Origin of the sequence: Planctobacterium marinum (assembly GCF_020687805.1) — a bacterium.
Lineage (GTDB): Bacteria > Pseudomonadota > Gammaproteobacteria > Enterobacterales > Alteromonadaceae > Planctobacterium > Planctobacterium marinum.
The window spans coordinates 147,324-166,815 of sequence record NZ_JAJEWQ010000006.1 but is presented as its reverse complement, the minus strand read 5'-3'; the positions used below and the strand labels follow the sequence as shown (position 1 = coordinate 166,815).

16 protein-coding genes, 1 tRNA gene and 1 pseudogene are annotated in these 19,492 nt (G+C 45.8%); 4 read left to right on the top strand and 14 right to left on the bottom strand.

Annotated elements, in window-relative coordinates; all coding sequences use genetic code 11:
- Positions 1-7: 7 nt before the first annotated feature.
- The 8 genes and pseudogenes from rnd to LJ740_RS18545 all read right to left on the bottom strand — a co-directional run bounded on the left by rnd (position 8) and on the right by LJ740_RS18545 (position 8,674).
- Positions 8-1,135, bottom strand: a complete 1,128-nt coding sequence (rnd, locus tag LJ740_RS18580; protein ID WP_229530633.1) for a ribonuclease D — start codon at positions 1,133-1,135, stop codon at positions 8-10.
- A 50-nt stretch (positions 1,136-1,185) separates the two neighbouring features.
- Positions 1,186-2,838 (bottom strand): long-chain-fatty-acid--CoA ligase FadD, encoded by a 1,653-nt coding sequence (gene fadD / locus LJ740_RS18575; RefSeq protein ID WP_229530632.1) that lies wholly within the window; start codon positions 2,836-2,838, stop codon positions 1,186-1,188.
- Between the two features lie 179 nt (positions 2,839-3,017).
- Positions 3,018-3,854, bottom strand: coding sequence for an alpha/beta fold hydrolase (locus tag LJ740_RS18570; RefSeq protein WP_229530631.1), 837 nt, complete (start codon positions 3,852-3,854; stop codon positions 3,018-3,020).
- Positions 3,855-3,917: 63 nt separating this feature from the next.
- Positions 3,918-4,619 carry a Slp family lipoprotein gene (locus tag LJ740_RS18565; protein WP_229530630.1) on the bottom strand — a complete coding sequence of 234 codons (702 nt, stop codon included), beginning with the start codon at positions 4,617-4,619 and terminating at the stop codon, positions 3,918-3,920.
- A 124-nt stretch (positions 4,620-4,743) separates the two neighbouring features.
- On the bottom strand, positions 4,744-5,064 hold the full coding sequence (locus tag LJ740_RS18560) for a hypothetical protein (RefSeq protein WP_229530629.1): 321 nt from the start codon (positions 5,062-5,064) through the stop codon (positions 4,744-4,746).
- A 91-nt stretch (positions 5,065-5,155) separates the two neighbouring features.
- On the bottom strand, positions 5,156-5,839 hold the full coding sequence (gene tsaB / locus LJ740_RS18555) for a tRNA (adenosine(37)-N6)-threonylcarbamoyltransferase complex dimerization subunit type 1 TsaB (protein ID WP_229530628.1): 684 nt from the start codon (positions 5,837-5,839) through the stop codon (positions 5,156-5,158).
- Positions 5,840-5,848: 9 nt separating this feature from the next.
- Positions 5,849-7,760, bottom strand: a pseudogene (locus LJ740_RS18550) (ATP-dependent DNA helicase).
- A gap of 44 nt (positions 7,761-7,804) precedes the next feature.
- Positions 7,805-8,674: a sulfite exporter TauE/SafE family protein gene (locus LJ740_RS18545; RefSeq protein WP_229530627.1), complete on the bottom strand. Its 870-nt coding sequence runs from the start codon at positions 8,672-8,674 to the stop codon at positions 7,805-7,807.
- Between the two features lie 177 nt (positions 8,675-8,851).
- Between LJ740_RS18545 and LJ740_RS18540 the strand changes: the two genes are divergently transcribed.
- From LJ740_RS18540 to LJ740_RS18525, 4 genes are all read left to right on the top strand, one after another.
- The gene (locus LJ740_RS18540) at positions 8,852-10,078 is read left to right on the top strand and encodes a saccharopine dehydrogenase family protein (protein ID WP_229530626.1); all 1,227 of its coding nucleotides are present in this window, start codon (positions 8,852-8,854) and stop codon (positions 10,076-10,078) included.
- 116 nt (positions 10,079-10,194) lie between these two features.
- Positions 10,195-10,944, top strand: coding sequence for a LytR/AlgR family response regulator transcription factor (locus LJ740_RS18535; RefSeq protein ID WP_229530625.1), 750 nt, complete (start codon positions 10,195-10,197; stop codon positions 10,942-10,944).
- Between the two features lie 11 nt (positions 10,945-10,955).
- Positions 10,956-12,074, top strand: coding sequence for a sensor histidine kinase (locus LJ740_RS18530; protein WP_229530624.1), 1,119 nt, complete (start codon positions 10,956-10,958; stop codon positions 12,072-12,074).
- A gap of 148 nt (positions 12,075-12,222) precedes the next feature.
- Positions 12,223-13,758 carry a DUF2079 domain-containing protein gene (locus tag LJ740_RS18525; protein WP_229530623.1) on the top strand — a complete coding sequence of 512 codons (1,536 nt, stop codon included), beginning with the start codon at positions 12,223-12,225 and terminating at the stop codon, positions 13,756-13,758.
- A 186-nt stretch (positions 13,759-13,944) separates the two neighbouring features.
- Here LJ740_RS18525 and LJ740_RS18520 read toward each other — a convergent pair.
- The 6 genes from LJ740_RS18520 to ftsH all read right to left on the bottom strand — a co-directional run bounded on the left by LJ740_RS18520 (position 13,945) and on the right by ftsH (position 19,448).
- Positions 13,945-14,030: transfer RNA gene (locus tag LJ740_RS18520), tRNA-Leu, on the bottom strand.
- A gap of 6 nt (positions 14,031-14,036) precedes the next feature.
- Positions 14,037-14,399, bottom strand: coding sequence for a preprotein translocase subunit SecG (gene secG, locus LJ740_RS18515; RefSeq protein WP_229530622.1), 363 nt, complete (start codon positions 14,397-14,399; stop codon positions 14,037-14,039).
- An 18-nt stretch (positions 14,400-14,417) separates the two neighbouring features.
- The gene (gene tpiA, locus LJ740_RS18510; RefSeq protein ID WP_229530621.1) at positions 14,418-15,158 is read right to left on the bottom strand and encodes a triose-phosphate isomerase; all 741 of its coding nucleotides are present in this window, start codon (positions 15,156-15,158) and stop codon (positions 14,418-14,420) included.
- Between the two features lie 90 nt (positions 15,159-15,248).
- Positions 15,249-16,583, bottom strand: a complete 1,335-nt coding sequence (glmM, locus tag LJ740_RS18505; protein ID WP_229530620.1) for a phosphoglucosamine mutase — start codon at positions 16,581-16,583, stop codon at positions 15,249-15,251.
- Between the two features lie 8 nt (positions 16,584-16,591).
- Positions 16,592-17,410 carry a dihydropteroate synthase gene (folP, locus tag LJ740_RS18500; RefSeq protein WP_229530619.1) on the bottom strand — a complete coding sequence of 273 codons (819 nt, stop codon included), beginning with the start codon at positions 17,408-17,410 and terminating at the stop codon, positions 16,592-16,594.
- An 82-nt stretch (positions 17,411-17,492) separates the two neighbouring features.
- Positions 17,493-19,448 (bottom strand): ATP-dependent zinc metalloprotease FtsH, encoded by a 1,956-nt coding sequence (ftsH, locus tag LJ740_RS18495; protein ID WP_324255634.1) that lies wholly within the window; start codon positions 19,446-19,448, stop codon positions 17,493-17,495.
- Between the last annotated feature and the right edge of the window lie 44 nt (positions 19,449-19,492).

Below are 19,492 nucleotides of genomic sequence, written 5' to 3'. Positions count from 1 at the left end.
TGAATAATTAATGATACTGGCTTAATACTTCTGCTAACAAATAGTGTCGCCATCCAAGACATAGATCAGGCTTAATGTCCTGGAGCTTGCACTCTTCGACATCAAACCACAACCATTTCAAAAACTGATTAATTTGCTTTTTAGAGGCTAAAACTTCGAGCGGAATATTTTGTTCTTCCGCCACATCAATGCAGGCACTGCGAATACTTTGACAAATCTTCTTGTAAGCTTTGATATCCACCAGGCGACGAATTTTTTCCGGGCGATTTTCTTCGTTGATCAGTGATGCAGTTAATATCAGGGATAATATCTCCTCCCCGTACAAACGCATTTCTTTTCCGGTAAGTACATTCAATGCAGCCAGTCGCGCAATAGATTTAGGTGCGCGTCGGGCAATTTCCAGCATTGCCGCTTCTTTAATCACAAAATTTGCCGCCAGATCTTGCTCCACCGCTTTATTATAGCGCCAGCCTGCAAGTTCCTGTAAAACGGCTAACTCCCCGGCATTTAATTGCCAGGCGTTTTTAACCAACAGATACCGGTATTGCGCTGCCAAATTAGCGGATTTTTTCAGGCTCAGTGTTGCCATTTCCTGCAGGACCCAATCAAAACGACCTAAGGCGTCGATTTTCGATTTTAACATTGGGTAAACCTGATGCAGATATAACACGTCATTGGCTGCGTACTGCAATTGTGTATCACTTAAAGGACGACGCAACCAGTCAGTTCTGGACTCGCCTTTATCCACTTCAATCCCAAGCAGGTCCTGAATGAGTTTGGCGTAGCCCAGGGTATTGCCCAACCCCGCCAGACAGGCGGCAAACTGAGTATCAAATATCGGTGCTGGATAAACTCCCAGCAACCGGGAAAACACCTCTAAATCTTCTGAACAAGAATGCAGTACCTTGACAATATCAGGTGCCACCAGAATGTCTTTTAGTGGTTGCCAGTCGGAAATAGTAAGCGGGTCCACCAACACAATGCGCTTGCCATTATTGATTTGGATTAAGCCACATTGCGGGTACCAGGTACGGGTTCGTACAAATTCGGTATCAAGGGAGATAAACTCTGCCCCTTTAGATTGCTGACAGTATTCTGCCAGGCTTCCGTTGTCGTTGATTATTTGGAATTCCATAAGTATCAAATGTTGGGGTAAAAAAAACCGGCTGGCGCCGGTTATTTTTATTAATCTCTGAGTTGCCTGCGCAGTATCTTACCAACATTTGATTTAGGAAGCTCGTCTCTAAACTCAACAATTTTTGGCACCTTATAACCTGTCAGGTGAGATTTACAATGCGCGATGATATCCTTATCAGTGAGCGCCTCGTCTTTTTTCACGATAAACAGTTTTACAATTTCACCGGAAACCTCATGTGGGACACCGATTGCAGCCGCTTCCAGAACGCCCGGATGCATCGTTGCCACATCTTCGACTTCGTTGGGGAAGACGTTAAATCCGGATACCAGAATCATGTCTTTTTTGCGATCGACGATATAGAAATAACCGTCTTCGTCACACTTAGCGATATCTCCGGTGGCTAACCAACCATCTTTTATGATTTCGTCAGTGGCTTCCGGACGATTCAGGTAGCCTTTCATAACCTGCGGTCCACGCACATACATTTCACCGGCTTCCCCCATAGGCACTTCATTGCCCTGTTCATCCAACAAACGGATATCCGTTGAAGGCACAGGCATGCCGATCGACCCTTTATATCGTTCCAGCTGTGGCGGATTTACGGTAACCACCGGGCTACATTCAGTTAAGCCATAACCTTCCAGTAAGACAGTACCGGTTACATCATGCCAGCGCTCAGCCACAGAGCTTTGCACCGCCATACCGCCACCTAAACCAAATTTAAAGCGGGAAAAGTCCAGTTCGCTGAATCCGGGGGTGTTTAGTAAACCGTTAAACAAGGTGTTTACCCCGGTAATAATGGAAAAGTCATATTTACTCAGTTCATTGACAAATCCCGGCATGTCACGCGGGTTCGTGATCAACAGATTTGGACAACCAAACTTCATAAAGGTCAGGCAGTTACCTTGTAACGCGAAAATGTGGTATAGCGGCAATGCGGTCACCACAATTTCCTCTCCCGGGGTAATAACGGGTTCGAGTATTCCGGATACCTGCTCCAGGTTGGCCACCATGTTGCGATGGGTCAGCATCCCCCCTTTAGATACCCCGGTCGTGCCGCCGGTATACTGCAAAAAGGCAATATCATCATTACTGATCTCAGGTTTGTTAAATGGCAGATTCTTGCCCCGGCTTAACGCATCCAAAAACGGCACAGCACCAGGCAAGCTGAAATCGGGGATCATCTTCTTAACGTGTTTCAGTACCGCGTTGACAATCCAACGTTTAGGGATGGGTAACATGTCTCCAATTTTCGTCAGCATTGTGAGTTTAACGGGAGTTTTATCGATAATCGCTGACAGGGTATTGGCAAAATTCTCAACGATGACAATGGCTTTTGCCTCAGAATCGTTGAGTTGATGTTGCAACTCGCGTTCGGTATACATCGGATTGACATTCACCACAGACATACCGGCTCTGAGTATGCCAAAAATACAAATCGGGTATTGGATCAGGTTGGGCATCATCACCGCAACCGCGTCACCTTTTTTAAGGCCCTGCCCTTGCAAATATGCGGCGAACTGTTTTGAATACTCGTCCAGCTCCCGAAACGTTATCTTGTGCCCCATGTTAATGTATGCATCTTTATCGGCATACTTAGCAACGGACTGTTCGTAGATATCAACTAATGAAGTGTATTTATCTGGGTCCACTTCGGGTTGTACGCTCTCGTGGTAATTCTGCAACCAAATCTTTTCCACTGTATTGGCTCCTGAGGGTGCTGGGGTCTGAATGTATTTATTGTTAGTGTTAACTCTGTTGTCACGCAAAACTAATAATTAGTCCTCGGACCAGAGCAATTGTTTAATACTAGCCAAACCTTTTGCAAAGTTAAACTTTTAATCACATCTCGTTAACAATAGTGATGAAACTTCATCATTCAGGAAAAAAATGTGCTTATTTTTTCTGCAACCGGTCTTGGGTTATCCATATGCAGATGATGCCCTCCCGGGCAGGTTTCCAGTTCGAGCTGCGCTACCTGCGCTTTTCGTTTGTCAACGTTTACCTTGAGTTTCTCAAACCCCTCCGACCCTAACAGAGTTAGCCATGGACAACTGACATTGACAATAAAAGCGTTTGCCTGAGCTTCGGTCAGTCGCAGAGAAGATATCGTTCTTAGCCTGGGATCTGTTCGCCAACGCAGTCCATCAGGTGTTTGCATCAGGTTGCGTTCCATAAGCAGCTGAGCAGAAGCCTTGTTCATATCGCCAGCCATTAACCTTGCTTTAACGGCAGTTTCCAGAGAGTCGGGATGGCGAGGGGCTTTTTGCTGCATCGCTAAGCGACTTTCAATGGACTTTTTAAGTTGTTCCGGACTGGTATCTGCTGCCATTGTCAGGGGACCAAAAGATTCTATTACGGCAAGCCGTTCAACATTTTCCGGGAAGCAACTGGCGTAAACAGAAGCAACAATACCTCCCATCGAATGCCCAAGGAGCAAGACCTTGTTCAGCTTGAGATACGTCACCAGTTCGTGCAAGTCCTGAACATTGTCCATAAGATGATAGTGGGCTCCGGGAACTCTGTGATCACTTTTGCCATGTCCGGCAAAATCAACAGCAAGAATGTGGTAACCGGATAAGCACGCCGCAAGTGGGATAAAACTGGCGGCATTGTCTAACCAACCATGCAATGCCAGAATCGTGGGTTGGCTACTGTCACCAAATTCAAGACCACGTAAGGTGATATTGGCAAGCGGAATCTCGATGTCTTTCATAAATACTACAAAGCGGCAATAATTTGCCGCTTTGTATCATTTTTTGCAGGGTAACAACAAGTCTTACGGCTCTCGATTGCCTCTTTGCTTATGCCAGTCATTTCCTCTGTCGTTACTGCGATTGTTAGAGTGATTGCCGTTAATCGCACCGCTGTCCCCCTGGTTGCCGCCATTGTTGTGGTGTTGATGTTTTCGCACTACAACGTGCCTTTGATAAAATGGCCAGTGGTTCCATCCGTAAATGCCACGGTAGCCGTAAGGATAGCCATAGCGGAAATGAGGCCAGACTGAAATGGTTTCGATTTCAATACGATCAATATCTTCCCACAGGTAATAGCCGGTTGCTTCCAGCGTAGGGTACTGATACACGTGCTCACCAACAAGACCTTCTTCAATGCCTTTAATCTTGCCGGCGAACGTTACGCTGCGTCCCTTTTTATAGACCATCGGATCTAAAAAGCCTTTAACATAAACGCGAAAGCGACCAATACTTTCCTTGCCCACAATCGGACGGCCGTAGCCTCTTAGCGGGTAAAATACCAGGTCTAACTGGGTTTTATCTTGCTTGTTCTCGATATTCGCAATGACCCCACCCCAACGTGCCATTTTGTCCTTTTGCACATCAGGTTCGGCTGCCGCCTGCTGATATGGGACCAACGGCGTATCTTCCGGCAATTGCACACTCTCGGGCACAGAAGCGCACCCTGCCATTAGCAACATCACGATTAGAGGTAACAGGTTTCGTTTGATTAAACTGCAATTCATGAGACTGCCCTCACTTTTCCTTTATGCAAAAATGCGTTTCTACCAGTGTATAAGTATAGCCAGGGAAAGTGAATATCTACTGAATTAAGCATGAGGCTCTGTGCACTGAAAGCAGCAAAACAGGCTAAGCGTATGTGTCTACGCCCATCATTTGTTTGATTTCCTCGCGGCGATAATCTAACGCCAGACTTTGATAGGCATCGACACCACTGCGTTTGCCAGACCCGGTGTAAGCGCCTTCCTGTTGTTCACGGTATTTATCCGCTTCGGCGTAAGTGTCTGAATTGCCGCGCTTTACGACCGTTTCGTATTGGAACGGCTGTTGTCCCGGAGCACTATCATCCTGGCGAGACTTAAGCGCAGCCGCCTGCTGCCCGGTCTCATTGACAGGCGGACTGATAATTAAAGTTCCCGGTCGGGTTAATACGGTAGATTCAAAGTTCACTGAACACTTCCAAACAGATTACACCTTCTGTATCGGGTCAATTTTGTAAATATTAAGCAAATATTTCGCCAAAATTAAATTTTTCAAGTACTTATCGTCCCGGCAGCTTTTTCCAGGTGACTTTATCTCGCAAGTAAGTCGGCTCAATATTGGCCGGCTCATAGTGTTGACCCGCCCGCCAAAGTTGCTTTGCCATGGGTAGCATAAATTCTGCGCTGGGGTACACTACAGCTACCTCAGTAGTAGTTAACGCAGACAACGCCTCATACGCTTGCCAACCTGTCCCGGCCTGAGCATAGTGATTTAATCCGGCCAATGGCCCGGCCAACAAGGCCTCTGGTGATATAACCAGTTCCTCGTTTTGTAGTTGCATTACGCCTGATTCGTCTGCCATGTAGTTGCCAAAATACACTTCCGACATTCGTGCATCAATTAAGGCAACAACCTCTGAGCACGAGTTTAGCCTGGCAGCCTGTTGTGCCATCGCCTGCAAGGTGCTGACTTTCACTATCGGTAATGAAGCGCCATAAGCAAGCCCCTGTATCATACCCATGGCAATACGCACACCAGTAAAACTGCCTGGACCGGCACCCACCGCCAACGCATTCAGGTCCTGTAAGTGGACAGAGGCTTCCTCCAGCACCGACTTAACCATGGGCAGCAATTTGCGGCTGTGCTCCTGGGGACAGACTTCAAATCGGGAAACGATGCCCGCTTCAGTTTCAAGGGCAACAGAACAGGCTTCTGTTGCGGTATCAATTGCCAGAATGTTCAAAACTAATTCCTATAATGCCTTTAAAAAATCAAGAGCCAGTTGCAGCGAGCGCGTGCGCTTCATATCGGGCAGACTCTTAACAAATGTTTTGCCATAATCTTTATTTACCAACCGGTCATCACAAATAACCAACACGCCCTTGTCCTGCACATCGCGGATAAGCCGCCCTGCCCCTTGTTTCAGTGAAATGACCGCCTGAGGAATTTGCATTGTAGCAAAAGGGTTCAGGCCTTTTTTTGCGACAATCTTCCACCTTTGCCTGAAGCAATGGGTCGTCCGGTGATGCAAAAGGTAGCTTGTCAATCATAACACAGGTGAGTTTATCGCCCCTGACATCAACACCTTCCCAAAATGCACCGGTGCCCAACAGAACCGCGTTGTCATTCGCAATAAATTGTTCCAGTAGCTCTCGTTTACTAGTGTCGCCCTGCACCAAGATTGGATTATTAATTTTATCTTCCAACAGAGCTGCCAGTTGTCTCATCATATTGTGACTGGTAAACAACAGAAAACATCGCCCGCCACTGGCTTCAATGATCTTAAGCGCAACCTGCAACAGCGCTTTTTTGCGGTCAAAATGATTGGCTTCTGACAAATAACGCGGCACACACAGCAGCGACTGTTTTTGATAATCAAAGGGACTATCCAGAATCAGTTCTTTGGCGGGTTTTAGCCCCAGTAATTTCTTAAAATGATTAAAATTGTCACCTACGGCCAGTGTTGCGGATGTAAATACCCAGGCACTGTCACTGTTATCCAGTATCGCCCCAAACTTTCCGGCTATGCTCAGTGGCGTGGCATGCAAAATAATGTGTTTTGGTGTGGTTTCATACCACAAACTGATATTGAGTTGCTGTTCGTCCTGCATAATAGCCAGCCGGCTTCTGACTTCCACCAGGCGTTCAAACAATGCATCAAATGCTTTATCCCGGTTAAGGTGCAGCTTGCTTACCTGGTACAGCACTTCGAATGCCTCGCCGAGACGGGTCATTTGTTCAATAACCTCTTCCCGACGCAATTGCTCAAACCAATTGCCTTTTTGCGGTTGTAGCGGATACAGCAAGCGCAATTCAGCCATGCAACCGCGCAACTGCTCCGCCGCCTGCGATAGCTGGCTGGCATCTTTTAACACTGTCTTTTGCAAAGCTTCAATGTCTTTACAGATATCATGTACCTGTCGGCCAGACAGCGCCTCGCCAAAATACTCAGTGGCAATATCTGGGATCTGGTGTGCTTCGTCAAAAATGATGGCCTCTGCTTCCGGAATTAGCTCTCCGAACCCGGTATCTTTTAACGCCAGATCGGCAAAGAACAAATGGTGATTAACCACAACCAACTCGGATTCCATGGCTTTTTTTCGGGCTTTCACCAAATAGCAATCTTCGTAGTCAGGACAGTCCCGTCCCAGACAATTATCTACCGTGGAGGTGACATAAGGTAAAACCCCGGAGTCTTCTTTGATGGCCGATATTTCGCCAATATCGCCAGATTCCGTGGTGACAGCCCAACTTTTAACCCGCGTCAGGTCTGCAAGTACCTCTGCACTCATCAGATTGGTGCCTCGACTGTGTTGCGCCAGCCTCGTCAAACATAAATAATTGGCCCGGCCTTTCAGCAAAGCGGTACTCTTGTGGCTTTTCAAGGCTTTTTTAATGAGCGGTAAATCCCTGAGGAAAAGTTGTTCCTGAAGGTTTTTTGTTCCGGTAGATACAATGGTCTTACGCTTACTCAATAAGGCTGGCACCAAATAGGCAAAGGTTTTCCCGGTGCCGGTTCCTGCTTCCACCACCAATTGCGACTGCGATTTTATTGACTGAGCTACAGCTTCAGCCATGCTGATTTGCGCTTCTCTTGGCTTAAAATTTTCGATACTGCTGGCCAGCTCGCCATCTGGCGCAAAAGCGCTCTTCACATCAGTCATAACATCATCTTGAACATCGAAGTTTCGGGAAAAAATGGAACAGTTTACAACGGCATGGATGCAATACCAATCAGCAATACCCAGGCGGCAAAGAACACCTTTAAGTGAGTAACTGAAAAATACAGTGCGAGATGCCGTGCCAGGGTACCGCCAACAGCAGCCCCAAGTCCGGCAAAAATCACGACAGACCAATAAACCGACTGCGTATCAAATACATGGTACAGCACGCCAAACCAAACCGAAAAGGCACTTAGAATAACGGCGCAGGCAATAGCAAAAGACACATTAAAGCGACGAAAGATCAAATAAATCGCAATCAACTCCCCGACCCCCACTGACAGCCAGGCGGTAATTCCACCACCTACCACTGATATCAGCGGTAAAAGCAGATAGTCAATTCTTGTCAAATGACTGTTAAAGCTCTGTTTTTTTAGCAGTGGAATTGATGCAAATATCGCGATAGCTAAAAACACGGAAAACGCCCCAAAGGTTGCATGCAAACTATTTGGCGATTCAAACCCTGTAATCTGAACAAAAACGATACCGGCAATGGAAAACGGGACTGTCCACCACAAAACCCGATGAACTGGTTGCCACTCAGGGTTGCTATTTTGGTGTTTCCTGAACCACAGATACCAGGAAATCGCACCCGCTGTCATGCCAAAACATTGGATTGCAAAACTGGTGGCAACAATTGTGATATTGTCCAATCCCAGTTGGCTGAAAAAGGGCACAAAGATAACCCCGCCTCCTGCGCCTGTAGCATTGGCAAAAACAGCCCCGGCAACCCCCAGCAAAGCAAACCCTGCATAATCCAGAAACAGCGCCACGGGTTCATCTGACATCAGATAAAAAGCGGTGCACCAGACAGTAAATAGAGAAAGTCGCACAAAGGTTGGATTAATACTGTTCATGAATAATATGTAAGAAATAACACCCTGATTAACGCCGATGGCTGTTAAAAGCCTAAACCGGCGCTCATTATCTGCAGATTTTAAGAATATGCAAAGAAAGTTAGTTGTCCCGGTTGTAAATACTACCCGCAGCACCTACATTTTTATTTCCGATGACAGAACAAGGAGTTTCCGCCTGTGAGCGACACCCCATTTGACTTTGTAATATTTGGCGCCAGCAGCTTCGTTGGCAAAATTTTGTGTCGTTATTTAGCGGAAAACTACCAGGATTCAGATATACGTTGGGCGATTGCCGGCCGCTCCGCGCAAAAACTGGAACAGTTAAAAAGTCAGTTAGGTGACAATGCCAAGACAATTCCTACCATTTTGGCAGACGCTGCAGATGAGGCGCAACTCAGCGCTATGGTCAGTCAAACCAGGTTAGTGGTTTCAACAGTAGGGCCCTACGCGCTTTATGGCGAACCACTGGTAAAAGTGTGCAGTGAATCGGGCACTGATTATTGCGACCTCACGGGTGAAACTCAGTGGATAGCACGCATGGTTGAAAAGTATCATGAAAAAGCAAAAGCTTCAAGCGCGCGCATTGTCCACTGTTGTGGCTTTGATTCTATTCCTTCCGATATGGGGGTATTGTTCTTACAGGAAGCCGCCAAACAGCAGTTTGGTCATTACTGCTATCGGGTAAAAATGCGGGTGAAAGCCATGAAAGGTGGTTTTTCAGGTGGCACGGTTGCCAGCCTGCTCAATGTGGCCAAGGAAGCAGCCAGCGATCCGGCATTGCGACGCACCCTCACAAACCCCTATGCACTTTGCCCCGCAGATCATCCGTTTTTTGCCCGACAGGCCAGTAACAACAAAGCAAAGTACGACAATGATTTTAAACAATGGACTGCTCCTTTTGTCATGGCGTCTATTAACACCCGAATTGTGCATCGTAGTAATGCATTACTGAACGCCCGGTACGGTAAAAACTTTCTCTATGACGAAGCGATGTTAAGCCCGTCCGCCTTTAAAGCAAAAGCCCTGACCTACGGGCTGGGCGCATTTATGGTTTCTGCAGCGATATCGCCTTTACGCGCGGCAATGGAATCCCTGTTTCTGCCGAAGCCTGGCGATGGGCCAACACCAGATGAACAGGAAAATGGCTATTTTAATATGCATTTTTTTGGTGAAACCGCCACAGGTAAGAGCATCAGATGTAAAGTTACCGGAGACAAAGATCCCGGCTACGGCTCTACCGCTAAAATGTTAGCGGAAACCGCAATTTTCTTTTCAGAACTCAATAAGGCCTCCGAAGATGCCTCAACGGGCGGATTTTGGACTCCCTCGACCCTATTCGGTATGCCATTGATTGAACGACTGAAGGAAAAAGCCGGACTGACATTTGAACAACTCAACGATTAGTGCATGACCACCCTAACAATGTATGCCAGTTGCAGGTTTTCAGGGACGAATTGGTGATTACCTTTTGGCTAAGCTAACCTATCATTAGCAGTTTTTGAAGAGCAGCAAGTTTAGCCGTGAAAATCCTCGTAGTTGATGATGAACAACTGGCCATTGATAATTTAGTTTCGTTGCTAAAAACTCAAGCTCCGTCCAATGACATCATAACCTCAGATAACGCCAGTAGTGCGGTGGATATCTTTTTTGCAGAAAAACCGGATGTGACTTATCTGGATATTAATATGCCGAGAATCTCCGGTATAGATCTGGCTAAAATCTTCACCGGGAAATCCGTCATTGTGTTTGTAACTGCTTACAGTGAATTTGCCATTGAAGCATTCGAGCTGAGTGCCATTGATTATTTACTTAAACCAATAGACGAAAAGCGCTTTGCCGAATCTTACGACAGAGTTTGTCATCGATTACTCAGCGCTGAACCGGACAACGAGCAAGTAAAGGAGGTATTTAGTCTTGTTTCCAGGCAGCTCAACAACCCCGTCAGTGAAGTCATCCCGGTCAAAGAGGTCGGTAAAATCAGAATTATTGAGATCCGCGATATAGACTACCTGCTGGGCAGCGGTAATTACGTCGAGATCTATCTGAAAAGTGGTCAAATGGTATTGCACCGTGAAACCATGCTAAACATGGAAAACCGCTTAAGCCGACAAGATTTTATCCGTATTCATCGTTCCTCGATAGTGCGGATCAGCGCCATATCAGAATTGCTTGCCAGTACCCGAGGTGATTACACGGCAAAACTCAAGTGCGGCAGAACACTACCAGTGTCGCGACAACTGAAAAACCAGGTATTAAACTTCTTTAGTTGAATCACTATAAAATGTCAGAAACTCAAAAAATCCGTTTTCCACAACGTCTTTTTACACCTGTTCTGTGGAAACTTTGCGCTATTTATTGGCTAATTACACTCTGTGGTTATTCTCTGCGACGAGTGCGTTACCACAATGACTGGACTTTCTCCAGCTTTTGGCACTATTTTGCAGAAGGCATGCAGTGGTGGACTGGTAACTTTCTGGTGATGCCAATGCTCATCGCCTCAGCCTGTTTTATTTGGCAGCAAAAATACAGCACGGTTGTCAGGCTGATTTGTGTACTGATAAGTATCTTACTGATTTTTTGCCTGCAAACCTCGATTGCAGTGCATGCCCTGTACTTTCTGAACAATTACCTGCCAGGTTTGAAGCCATTACACCTGGACACTATGGTGAGAGCATTTCAGCATTTCACCACTTACAACTGGTGGAATCTGGATTTTCAAATGTATGTGCTGTACATATTGATTGGCATCGGCTGGCAGTGGTATGAAACCGGTGTCTATGCGCAACTGCAACAGGAAAAACTCAACAGAAAGCTGGTTCAATCAGAACTCGCCACATTCAGGGCCCAGCTCAATCCACACTTTTTGTTTAATGTATTAAACAGTATCTCTGCATTAGTAAGAACAGAGCGCAAACCGGACGCACTGAACGCCCTCAATGAACTGTCTTTGTTACTCAGGGGGATCATTGATAACAGAATGAGTAATTTCAGTACACTGGAAGCCGAATTGTCCCTGTTGGACAATTTTATCTACATGCAAAAACTGCGCTTCGGTGACAAACTCTCCTATCACAAAGAGGTAACTAAAGACGCATTGTACCGAAGAGTGCCTGGCATGTTGTTATTACCCCTGATAGAAAACGCGGTTGTTCACGGCTCCAAAACCCATTGCAGTATCGTACTTAAAGCCGAAGTCATCGACGAAGTTCTGTACATTCGTATAAGCAACCCATTGGATGAAAACAGTAGCAACAAAGGTTTCGGTATGGGTATTGGCAACAATGAAGCTCGCCTTACGCTAATCTATGGCGAAGAGTGCCAATTCCGACAATTTATCGAAAATCACGATTTTGTGGTTGAAATGACCTTACCAGCCATCAGTGAAGAAGAAAGGCTTTAAGCCTGTATTGCTCAAAAAACAACATATACAAGCTATTCAACAATAACACTGCTTTTATCTTACAAACCGAGTAGGTAAACTCGATGCTGAGTAAAATTCACTGTATGTTCGCAATAGCACGTAGCGTGCGCAACCCAGTTTAATTTCTATGAAGACAACAACAAGAAAAAATAATGCTTATTGGCATTCAGAGGAAGCTGTCTTATGTTTGTTTCTTCTGTTCTATGGCGCTTGCCTTTGTTATTTAAAAATTACGGCGTTACATCATGGACTTGCCAATGCCGACCTTACTTTGTACCAGAATATATTGTGGAACACTAACCTCAACGGATTGTTTTTTTACTCTGATTTTTTGTTTTATGAATTTGGCTACCAGAGCTACCTTACCGAGCATTTTGCGTCAACTTTAGCGTTACTGGTGCCATTGTATAAGGCCTGGAGCTCTCCGTACATGTTGCTGTTGCTCCAGGGAGTTACCCCAGTATTTACGGCTTTGTTATTTTTTATTTACTCACAAAAAATCAACCTGCCTAAAACCATTGCGATACTGACAATTATTTCCTACTGTGTTCACCCAACGGTCGTTATGGCTACATTAGACATTGGAAACGGGTTTCATCACGACACATTAATTCCCCCATTACTTCTTGCTTCCCTGATTTTATTCAAAAGTCCTCGCTATTTAATGTATTACTTTATGCTTATTCTCACTTTGGGTCTGAAGGAAAACGTCCCCTTTATTGTGCTGATTGCATCAATAATTGCATTTATAACCACTAACGACAGGAAAAGAGCTGTTGTGACGGGCGGCTTGGCCATCGCATTTATCGTCTTTGCCCTTGTCATCATTCCCGATATCTATAATGTCAAACCTCAACATGCTTCCGACATTATTGAACGAGCAATTTCACAAAAAACATCGTTCAGCGCGATGCTATGTTCACTTTGGGCCAATAAAGAATTGTTCTGGTTTATATCGGCATTCTTGTCCCCCTTGCTTCTGCTTACCATCGTTCCGGAGCTGGCCATCTATCATTTCAGTAGCTATGAAACCTACATATTTGACTGGCACGGATTACCATCTGTCACAATCGTAGTCATTGCATCCATGTTAGGATTCACGCAATGGAAGAAAATCACAACGGGGTTAAATTCATCAGCGGCCACCAGGCTCTACACCTGGCATCTTATCGCCATTGTTTTGTTAGGCTCTTTTTATAGTCTCGCTAAATCACGAAATCTCATCTTCGAAACGACCTTGTCTGAAACTTCAAATTCCAGAGTGAACATAGCGTACTTTCGGGAGGTTGAATATATGCTTCCTGAACAGGCAAAACTGGGCAGCCAGTATGCATATTGGCCTTATGCCGCAAACCGTAAACATTTACTGCTATCAGAGCATTCCTATCATGCTGAATATCTGTTTATCGACACTGAGTTATTACATATCGAAAATGACATGTCTTTAATTCAATTAGTAATTAATTTATTAAAAGACAGCAAAATAACTACACTTGCGCATCATGATTCGCGGTTTTTCTTATTCAGGGTAGATGCCCAGTTTAATCATCAGCAACCTAAGAACTTTTTAAAACCACTGGATCAAAAACAGTTTTCAGAAGCTAAAAAAATCATTGCTACCGAAGGGTTGAATTTATATCTATTGAGAATTGCAAAAGAGTAATGCACAGGTTGGTAAGCGGTGTTTCAGCTGTTGTGTTGAGTGACCGGTACTGTGTAAGTCAATACAACCACGACTAATAGCGCTCTCGTGAGATATTTAGCGGCTCTATATCATTAACGGGAGATGTCCGCGGAATTCCTGGCCCATAGACAAAAAAACCGACGTAAGTCGGTTTTTTATTTTAATTGGTGCGGACGGAGGGACTTGAACCCTCACGAGCATTGCTCACCACCCCCTCAAGATGGCGTGTCTACCAATTCCACCACATCCGCGTATTATCAGGTATTAGGTACGTCGTTATCCGACTCTTGTTTTTCAGCTGCGGGAACATCACCAGAAGCAGGTTGTGTTTCAGTTTGTTCTACTGCCGGAACCTCAAGGTTTTCCCAAGTATCTTCAGTGCCACCCTGGTTGTTTGACATATTACCCAGTGCCAGGCTCACGATAAAAAAGATAGTTGCCAGTACCGCTGTGGTTCTGGTGAGAAAATTTCCGGAACCAGTAGAGCCGAAAACAGTGTTAGAACCACCGCCGCCGAAAGAGGCTCCCATGTCAGCGCCTTTGCCTTGCTGGATCAGAATCAAACCAATCAGCATAATCGCTACAATCAAATCTATGACTAAAAGTACTTCGTATAACATTTACTGTCTCTAATTAGTTCAGGCTGAACGACAAATTTGAATAAAGTCTTCAGCTTTAAGGCTGGCCCCACCAATAAGGCCGCCGTCTACGTCAGGTTGTGAAAATAATTCTGATGCATTATCAGCTTTTACACTACCACCGTACAAAATTCTCATTCCCTCCGCTACATCAGCAGAATGAGTGGCAATAAAGTCGCGCACTGATTTGTGCATATCCTGAGCCTGCTCAGGACTGGCAGTTTTGCCGGTGCCAATGGCCCATACAGGTTCGTAGGCTAATACGCATTGGGCAAAATTTTCAATACCCAGCACATCAATCACCGCAGCAAGCTGCGCGATACAATGGTCTGTGTAGGTCCCGTTATCACGTATCTCTTCTTCTTCGCCAAAACAAACAATGGGCGTTAAACCGGCTTTGATTGCCATGGCAGCTTTTTGCGCTACCTGACTGTCGGATTCAGCATGATAAGTACGTCTTTCAGAATGACCCACAATAACCCATTTTGCACCGCACTCCGCCAACATTTCAGCGCTGACTTCGCCAGTATAGGCTCCGGCGTCATGTTCACTGACATCCTGTGCGCCAATATCAAATCCACTGCTCTGGAATTTTGCCAAATAAGGTGCAGGGACACAAATAACAACATCAGAGGAGGATATCTCAGCCTTTTGCAACGCTGAACTCATTTCCTCAACCAAACTGTCAGAACCATTCAGTTTCCAGTTACCTGCTACCAATGGTTTTCTTTGTATCGCCATAGTTAATTTAGCTTTTTCTGCAATTTCGAGCGGTGCGAGATATTAACGAAGACGCACACAAGTTACAAGATTTCCGACTAAAATAATTGCTTACAGGGCCTCTTTTACAGCACTTGCAATATATTCTGCCCAATTATTCGCCAAAGGCGCATCGTGGGCTTCTACCATGACCCGAATCAGAGGTTCCGTACCACTTTTTCGAAGTAACACGCGGCCGGTATCGCCAAGTTCGGCTTCAGCCTCTTTTACGGCATCCTGAACAGAGGGTAATTGCAATGGATCGTTACCTTCTTTAAAACGCACGTTAATCAACTTTTGCGGATATTTTTCCATACCACGAGACAAATCATACAATGACATATTCGATTTCAACATCGAGGCAATCACCTGCAAACCCGAAACAATGCCATCCCCTGCGGATGCAACATTCAGATTTAAAACATGGCCGGAACTTTCACCACCAATGCACCAGCCTTTTTCCTGCAACAGCTCCAGCACATAGCGGTCGCCAACTTTACTCCGGGCAAAAGGGATACCCAGTTTTGTCAATGCTATTTCCAGTCCCAGATTACTCATTGCCGTGCCTACTACACCACCGCCATTTAATTTACCTGACTTCAGGTTATCCCGGGCAATGATGTATACAATCTGATCACCGTCCAAAATATTGCCTTTGTGATCGATCATCATGATGCGATCCCCATCACCATCCAGTGCAAACCCCAGGTCGGCTTTTTCTTCCAGTACTTTTTGTTGAATCAAATCTAACGAGGTGGCACCGACTTTATCATTAATGTTTAGGCCATTGGGATTGGTGCCAATCTCAACGACTTCAGCGCCTAATTCGATCAGTACATCAGGTGCTATGTGATAAGTGGCACCATGTGCGCAATCCACCACTATCTTTAACCCCTGCAATGACAACTCTGAAGGGAAGCAACCTTTGCAAAACTCAATATAACGGCCCGCAGCATCATTGATTCGGGTTGCTTTGCCCAGTTTATCCGAGCTGACACAGGTCATGGGTTTTTCCATTTCAGCTTCAATGGCCAACTCGATGTCGTCATCCAATTTGAAACCTGAGGAACCAAAGAACTTTATCCCATTGTCATAGTACGGATTGTGCGATGCACTGATAACGATTCCCGCCTCAGCCCGGAAGGTTTTAGTCAGGTAGGCAATTGCAGGTGTTGGCATGGGTCCCAATAAACCAATATTAATCCCTGCCGCTGACAGGCCCGCTTCCAGCGCAGACTCAAGCATATAACCTGAAATACGGGTGTCTTTACCAATCAGAACTTTATTCGTACCGTATCCGGCTAGTACTTTACCAGCCGCCCATCCCAGCTTAGTGACAAATTCAGGGTTGATCATATTCTCGCCAACGCGACCACGAATTCCATCTGTTCCAAAGTACTTTCTCATACTGTCTCTCAAATCAACTCTATTGTTTTTAGTAATACATTTAGTGTGTCAGATGTTGCTTTAACATCGTGTACCCGCACTATTCTGGCACCTTGCTGGACGGCAATTAAGGCGCCGGCAAGGCTTCCCGCCAGCCTTTTATCTACGGGTTGTTTTAATAAATTTCCAATCATAGATTTACGCGATAACCCCACCAATAAGGGTAAACCCAACGCTTCAAAATACGACAAATTTCCTAACAGGTGGTAATTATGCTCAAGACTTTTGCCAAAACCAAACCCCGGATCCAATATTAATCGGTTTCTTGAGATACCTAATTGCTCACAGGCGGCAATTCTCGATTCAAAGAACTGCGTAATCTCAGTTAACAGATGCTGATATTGCGGTGCAATTTGCATGGAGCTGGGTTGCCCTTGCATGTGCATCAGACAAATGTCGGCATTGGTTTTCGCTGCGGCTTCCAGCGCACCTGGTAATTGCAAAGCACGTACATCATTAATCAAACCGGCACCAGCATCGACCGCCGCCGAAATCACTTCGGGTTTACTGGTGTCGATAGAGAGTAATACATCAAACCTGGCTGCAATGGCGGCGATAACAGGGATAGTTCTGTCCAGTTCTTCCTGAACTGAAACTTCTGCAGCGCCTGGTCGGGTTGATTCACCACCGATATCAATGATAGCAGCGCCATCCGTAATCATCTGCCCGGCCTGAAATAATGCCGCGTCTAAATCTGAGTATTTACCACCATCAGAAAATGAATCAGGTGTCACGTTCAAAATCCCCATTATCTGGGGTTGCCCACTGATGTTATGTTGTAGTGCCATTGCCGGTAGAATTTCTAATCGCTTATAAAAAACGCCTCGAATGAGGCGTCAGTAACTTCATAATCTCAACAGTCTAGCGGATTTAACCAGGAAGGTCACCCGGCTTGCCAACCGTGTTTTTGGATGGATTCTTATCTTCAGCCTCAGGCTTAGGATCAGATTCGGCTCCCGCTCCCCCGGTGGGTTTATCAGACTTATCATTGTCTTTATCCCAATCAGCCGGTGGGCGAACCTCACGACGTTCCATCAAATCATCAATTTGTTTAGCATCAATGGTTTCGTACTTCATCAATGCGTCTTTCATGGCGTGCAAGATATCCATGTTTTCTTCAAGGATGTTTTTCGCACGGTCGTAATTTCTGTCGATAACACCTTTAATCTCTGCGTCAATCGCTCTGGCGGTATCATCAGACATGTGCTTTGCTTGCGCGACGCTTCTTCCCAGGAAGACTTCGCCTTCTTCTTCTGCGTACAGCATCGGCCCCATCTTATCTGACAGACCCCACTGTGTGACCATTTTACGGGCAATATCGGTGGCACGTTCAATGTCATTTGACGCACCTGTAGTAACCTTATCAGCACCGTAAATCAGCTCTTCAGCCAATCGACCACCAAACAAGCTGGACACCATACTTTCCAAATGTTGCTTGGTGTGACTCACACGATCCTGCTCCGGCAGGTACATAGTTACACCCAATGCACGTCCACGCGGAATAATAGACACCTTGTAAACAGGATCATGCTCAGGCACCAAACGGCCTACAATTGCATGACCCGCTTCGTGATAGGCTGTCATGGCTTTTTCTTCTTCAGACATTACCATGGAGCGGCGCTCGGTCCCCATCATGATCTTGTCTTTTGCTTTTTCAAACTCTTCCATGTTTACCAGGCGTTTATTGGCTCTGGCGGCAAATAACGCGGCTTCGTTAACCAGATTGGCCAGATCAGCACCGGAAAATCCGGGTGTACCACGCGCAATCACAGAGGCTTCAACGTTATCCGCAATTGGCACTTTACGCATGTGCACTTTAAGAATTTGTTCACGACCGCGGATATCAGGTAATCCCACGACGACCTGGCGGTCAAATCGACCTGGGCGCAGCAGCGCTGGATCTAAAACGTCAGGGCGGTTAGTTGCTGCGATTACAATGATGCCTTCGTGGCCTTCAAAGCCATCCATCTCGACCAGCATTTGGTTTAAGGTTTGTTCGCGTTCATCGTGTCCACCGCCTAACCCGGCTCCGCGTTGACGGCCCACGGCATCGATCTCGTCGATAAAAATGATGCAAGGCGCAGACTTTTTAGCTTGCTCAAACATATCTCGCACCCGAGACGCGCCGACACCGACAAACATTTCTACGAAGTCAGAACCTGAAATAGTGAAAAATGGAACTTTAGCTTCACCGGCAATGGCTTTTGCCAGAAGTGTTTTACCCGTTCCGGGAGGGCCAACCATCAGGACACCTTTAGGTATCTTGCCGCCCAGCTTCTGGAACTTGGAAGGGTCACGCAAGAAATCTACCAGCTCGACCACCTCTTCTTTGGCTTCATCACAACCAGCTACATCCTGGAATGTGGTTTTAATTTGGTCTTCACCCAATAACCGGGCCTTACTTTTACCAAAGGACATCGCACCTCGGCCACCGCCGCCTTGCATTTGTCGCATAAAGAATATCCAGACACCAATCAATAACAACATTGGGAACCAGGAAATAAATATATTTGCCAACATGGAGGGCTCTGCCGGTGGAATACCGACCACGCGCACGTTGTTATCCAGAAGATCAGCCATCAGGCCGTCGTCATAGTAAGGAATATTAGTATTAAAGCTCTCGCCGGTGCGCTTTAGTCCTCTGACTTCACCGGTTTCTTTATCGATGCTGATCTCGCGGATCATGCCCTGATTAACTTCTTTTATAAACTGGTCATAGCTGGTTTGCCGTTTGCCCGAATCACCAGGGGTAAAGCTCTGAAAAACAGACATCAATACCACAGCAATAACTAACCAAAGAATCAGGTTTTTAGCCATATCACTCAATGTAATAACCTCAATAAAAACTTAAATTGCGAAACAACATCACT

Excerpts from the sequence above, each read along its gene's own strand:
- rnd (WP_229530633.1), bottom strand. The coding sequence starts at position 1,135 with ATGGAATTCCAAATAATCAACGACAACGGAAGCCTGGCAGAATACTGT.
- LJ740_RS18570 (WP_229530631.1), bottom strand. The coding sequence starts at position 3,854 with ATGAAAGACATCGAGATTCCGCTTGCCAATATCACCTTACGTGGTCTT.
- LJ740_RS18565 (WP_229530630.1), bottom strand. The coding sequence starts at position 4,619 with ATGAATTGCAGTTTAATCAAACGAAACCTGTTACCTCTAATCGTGATG.
- LJ740_RS18545 (WP_229530627.1), bottom strand. The coding sequence starts at position 8,674 with ATGAACAGTATTAATCCAACCTTTGTGCGACTTTCTCTATTTACTGTC.
- LJ740_RS18530 (WP_229530624.1), top strand. The coding sequence starts at position 10,956 with ATGTCAGAAACTCAAAAAATCCGTTTTCCACAACGTCTTTTTACACCT.
- LJ740_RS18525 (WP_229530623.1), top strand. The coding sequence starts at position 12,223 with ATGAAGACAACAACAAGAAAAAATAATGCTTATTGGCATTCAGAGGAA.
- secG (WP_229530622.1), bottom strand. The coding sequence starts at position 14,399 with ATGTTATACGAAGTACTTTTAGTCATAGATTTGATTGTAGCGATTATG.
- tpiA (WP_229530621.1), bottom strand. The coding sequence starts at position 15,158 with ATGGCGATACAAAGAAAACCATTGGTAGCAGGTAACTGGAAACTGAAT.
- glmM (WP_229530620.1), bottom strand. The coding sequence starts at position 16,583 with ATGAGAAAGTACTTTGGAACAGATGGAATTCGTGGTCGCGTTGGCGAG.
- folP (WP_229530619.1), bottom strand. The coding sequence starts at position 17,410 with ATGGCACTACAACATAACATCAGTGGGCAACCCCAGATAATGGGGATT.